Raw genomic sequence first — 4,335 nt, 5'->3', positions numbered from 1 at the left:
CTTAAGTACGTCGTCGCCGAACGTGGCGCGGATTGGACGCGCACGGAGATCGAGACCCGTGCCGGCTTCAAATTCGCGCCCGCCCGCCCCTATCAATTCACCACGATGGGCGACCTTTACGGATGGCACAAACAAACTGACGGGCGCTGGTTCCTCACCCTGTTCGTCCAGACCGGTCGCGTCAAAGACGCCACTGGCCACCGGCTGAAAACCGCGCTGCGCGAGGTCGCGGGCGGATTTCCGGGCGTTGAATTCCGCCTGACGACGAACCAAAACCTCATTCTCGCGAACGTCTTTGAATCCGACAAAGCCGGGGTCAATGCGCTGCTCACCGGGCACGGCGTGAAGACGGAAAACCAGGCGACGGTGTTGCAAGCCGCGGCGCTCGCCTGTCCGGCGCTGCCGACCTGCGGACTGGCGCTCGCCGAGTCGGAACGGATGCTGCCAGATTTGATTGAACGCATCGAAAAGCTCTGCGCCGAGGCCGGACTGGCCGGTGAGGAAATCATCATTCGTTCGACCGGCTGCCCGAACGGTTGCGCGCGTCCCTACATGGCGGAAATCGCGTTCGTCGGCAAATCACCGGGCCGTTACCAGGTGTGGCTCGGAGGCAACACCGCTGGCACGCGGCTCAACCGTTTGTGGAAAGACGTGGTCAAGGATTCGGAAATCGAGAATGATCTGCGGCCCGTGTTGACGCGGTACGCGCAGGAGCGGAACGCGAACGAGCGCTTTGGCGACTGGTGTGATCGGGTTTTTTTGGAAGGGAACGCCACCGCTGCGAACTGATGATTAACCGCCAAGACGCGAAGGTGTCGAATCCGGCCCGTGCGCCATCATTTTCCACCGGTTCCAACATGACCGCCGATCAAATTATCAAAGCGAACATCGGGTTGCGCAACCAGCCGGCCCTCGACACCGTGAAATGGGCCGTCGCTCGGGCGAAAGGGCGCGCCATCGTCTCAACAAATTTTCGCCCGTACGAAGCCGTCATCCTTCATCTTTGCGTCCAGGCGCAACCGGACATCCCCGTGCTGTGGGTGGACCACGGCTACAACCGGCCTGCGACCTACAAACACGCGGAGGAACTCAAGCGGCTGCTCAAGCTGAACCTCCGGCCCTACCTGCCCCGGCTGACCGCCGCGCACTACGATGCCGTCCATGGCGGGATGCCCGATCCGACACCGGACAACGAGGAACGCATCAAAGCCTTCAGCGCTGTGATGAAACTGGAGCCGTTCCAACGCGGCATGAAAGAACTCGCGCCCGTCGTCTGGATCACCGCGCTCCGCAAAGTGCAAAACCCGAATCGCGCCGGTCTCGACATCGTCTCCGAGGACCGGAACTTTGGTGCAACCAAAGTCAGCCCGGTCTTCCATTGGTCCGATGCCGAAATGGAGGCTTATCTCACAAAACACAGTCTGCCGAATGAGTGGGACTATTTCGATCCGGCAAAGGCCGACGAAAAGCGCGAATGTGGCCTTCACGCCGAATGGGGTGGAAAGGCTGTCGCCAGCGTTTGATTCGTACCGATGAATCACGGATGGGGAAAACATTCCGCACGTTTGGCTGGTGACTCCTGAAAAATGAGTTCTTATCATCTCGACCACCTTCAGTATCTGGAAACCGAGGCAATTTACGTAATGCGCGAGGTTGCCGCCGAGTTCGGCCGCCCGGCCCTGCTCTTCTCCGGTGGCAAGGATTCCATCTGCCTGCTGCGCCTTGCGGAAAAAGCGTTTCGGCCTTCAGAAATTCCAATGCCGCTGCTTAACGTGGACACCGGCCACCACTTCCCCGAGTTGAACGAATTTCGCGACCGGCGCGCGCAGCAGCTCGGAGCAAAACTCATCGTCCGAAAAGTCGAGGACGCCATCGCCAGGGGTATCGCCGTCGCTACACCCGGTGAAGTCAGTCGCAATCGCCTTCAGATTCCCACGCTGCTTGCGGCCATCGAGGAATTTCATTTCGACTGCGCCATAGGAGGCGCGCGGCGCGACGAGGAAAAAGCCCGCGCCAAGGAACGCTTCTTCAGCTTCCGTGACAGTTTTGGTCAGTGGGATCCGAAAAACCAACGCCCGGAAATCTGGAACCTCTACAACGCGCGCGTGAACCAGGGCGAACACATGCGTGTCTTCCCGCTCAGTAACTGGACCGAGCTGGATGTGTGGGAATACATCAAGCGTGAGAAGCTCGAAGTACCGAGCATTTATTTCAGTCACAAACGAAAATGTGTTCGCCGCAACGGTCAGTGGCTGCCTGTCACCGACCTGCTGCCTTTGAAACCGAAAGACCAGATGAAAGAACTTGTGGTGCGCGTCCGCACCATTGGCGACATCATCAGCACCGGCATGGTCGAGAGCCCCGCCGACAGCGTGGACGACATCATCGCGGAAATTGCCGCCGCACGCGTAACCGAGCGCGGCTCCCGCGCCGACGACAAGACCAGCGAAGCGGCGATGGAGGATCGGAAGAAACAAGGCTATTTCTAAAGCTATGTCTTCGCTGCTTAGACGCATCAAGGTCGTTAAACTTGAAACGACGGAATTCCGGAATCAGAGCTTCGGAGGCGCTGATTTTTCGAGGCAAGCCAAGCCTCATTTGCGCGCATTCGACTGCGAATTTATCGGATGTAAATTTGATGAGGCGGCTCTCTCAGATTTTCGATCCTGGGGAAGCCATTTTATCAATTGCACGTTCCACAAAACCAATCTTAGAAATGCTGCGATTGGAGGAGTGGATAAAGGCAAATTGAATCATTTTGAACGAGTCGATTTTTCGCAACCGGACATGCGTGGTATCGCCAGCGGTAACGGAGCCTTTACAGATTGCCTCTTCGATCGCACGCGACTGGACAAGGTAGCTTTTGGTGGTAGCCAGTTCATTCGCTGCACGTTTCGCGGGATACTCAACGAAGTAACGTTTAACGCGCACGCTTTCCGAGGAGAAGCCTTCCCACCCAACACAATGGAAGACGTTGATTTTTCGGGAGCGGAGCTTCACTGGGTCGATTTCCGTAAGCTTGATTTAGACACGGTAAGGTTTCCGCATGATAAGGACCACCTAGTGTTGGACAATTACGTGGAGTTCCTCAAAGAGGCTGTCTTCGAATTAAAAGGCGCTTCAGAGGTTGGATTGCGTCAGTTGCGTGCAGTGCTTGAACACAATCTGAAATGGGTCGGCTCGCGACAAATTCGGGGTGTCTTACGTCGAAATGATTTTAGCGAATTCCGTCCTGGCGCGCTGGAAAAATTCGATGAATTAGTCGTGAAGTTTGGGCGCGTTTCGCCCGTATAACCTTCGTTCCAAAACGCTCTGAACACGCACATGCCAACGCATCATCCGATCGAAATCCTCCGTTTCAACACCTGCGGCTCGGTGGACGACGGCAAGTCCACGCTCATCGGCCGGCTCCTTTATGACTCGAAGAATCTGATGGAGGACCAGCTGGAGGCACTGGAACGTTCCGCGGACATCACAGGCGGCGGCGCCATCAATCTGGCCAACCTCACCGACGGCCTGCGCGCCGAACGCGAGCAGGGCATCACGATTGATGTCGCTTACCGTTACTTCGCCACGCCGCGCCGGAAGTTCATCGTCGCCGACACTCCAGGGCACGTGCAGTACACGCGCAACATGGTGACGGGCGCGAGCACGGCGAACCTTTCCATTGTGCTGGTGGACGCGCGGCTGGGTGTCATCGAGCAGACGCGCAGGCACACGTATCTGGCGGCGTTGCTCGGCATTCCGCACCTCGTCATCGCGGCAAACAAGATGGACCTCGTGGACTGGAACGAGGATCGCTTTCTCGAAATTCGCGACGCCATCGAGGATTTCCTGCCGAAACTCGACGTCTTCAAGGACGTGAAATTTATACCCATCAGCGCGCTCAATGGCGACAACGTGGTGGACCGTTCAAAACACACACCCTGGTACGAAGGACCGACGCTGCTGGGCCATCTCGAAACCGTCCACATCGCGAGCGACTGGAACCTGAGCGCGCTTCGCCTCCCGGTGCAGTGGGTGAACCGCCCGAACAATCCTCGCGATCCAAAGCTCCACGATTTTCGTGGCCTCAGCGGCCAGATCGCGGGCGGCATTGTGAAGGTCGGGCAGAAAGTGATGGTGCTCCCCGGCGGCTGGAAGAGCACCGTGAAGGAAATCTGGACTTACGACGGCCCGTTGCAGGAGGCGTTTTGTCCGCAATCCGTCACACTCGTGCTCGAACACGATCTCGACATCAGTCGCGGCGACGCGATCATCGGCCTGGATAACCTGCCGGGGATGAGCGCGGATCTGCACGCGAAAATCTGCTGGATGAACCCGCGGCCGTTGCAG

General features: G+C 57.8%; 5 protein-coding genes. All 5 read left to right on the top strand.

Features of this window, described 5'->3' with window-relative positions:
* Positions 1 to 789: sulfite reductase (locus VN887_11820; protein ID HXT40691.1), on the top strand; the 789-nt coding region annotated here is incomplete at its 5' end.
* Positions 790 to 857: 68 nt separating this feature from the next.
* The gene (locus VN887_11815; GenBank protein ID HXT40690.1) at positions 858 to 1,523 is read left to right on the top strand and encodes a phosphoadenosine phosphosulfate reductase family protein; all 666 of its coding nucleotides are present in this window, start codon (positions 858 to 860) and stop codon (positions 1,521 to 1,523) included.
* Positions 1,524 to 1,586: 63 nt separating this feature from the next.
* The gene (gene cysD, locus VN887_11810; protein ID HXT40689.1) at positions 1,587 to 2,489 is read left to right on the top strand and encodes a sulfate adenylyltransferase subunit CysD; all 903 of its coding nucleotides are present in this window, start codon (positions 1,587 to 1,589) and stop codon (positions 2,487 to 2,489) included.
* 4 nt (positions 2,490 to 2,493) lie between these two features.
* Positions 2,494 to 3,294: a pentapeptide repeat-containing protein gene (locus VN887_11805; GenBank protein HXT40688.1), complete on the top strand. Its 801-nt coding sequence runs from the start codon at positions 2,494 to 2,496 to the stop codon at positions 3,292 to 3,294.
* 30 nt (positions 3,295 to 3,324) lie between these two features.
* A partial coding sequence (locus VN887_11800) for a GTP-binding protein (GenBank protein ID HXT40687.1) occupies positions 3,325 to 4,335 on the top strand: 1,011 nt, incomplete at its 3' end.

Source organism: Candidatus Angelobacter sp. (genome assembly GCA_035607015.1).
In the GTDB taxonomy this organism is placed as follows: domain Bacteria; phylum Verrucomicrobiota; class Verrucomicrobiia; order Limisphaerales; family AV2; genus AV2.
Note: the sequence above shows the minus strand (reverse complement) of the source record. Positions and strands in the feature narration are given on the sequence as shown.

Excerpts from the sequence above, each read along its gene's own strand:
- cysD (HXT40689.1), top strand. The coding sequence starts at position 1,587 with ATGAGTTCTTATCATCTCGACCACCTTCAGTATCTGGAAACCGAGGCA.
- VN887_11805 (HXT40688.1), top strand. The coding sequence starts at position 2,494 with ATGTCTTCGCTGCTTAGACGCATCAAGGTCGTTAAACTTGAAACGACG.
- VN887_11815 (HXT40690.1), top strand. The coding sequence starts at position 858 with ATGACCGCCGATCAAATTATCAAAGCGAACATCGGGTTGCGCAACCAG.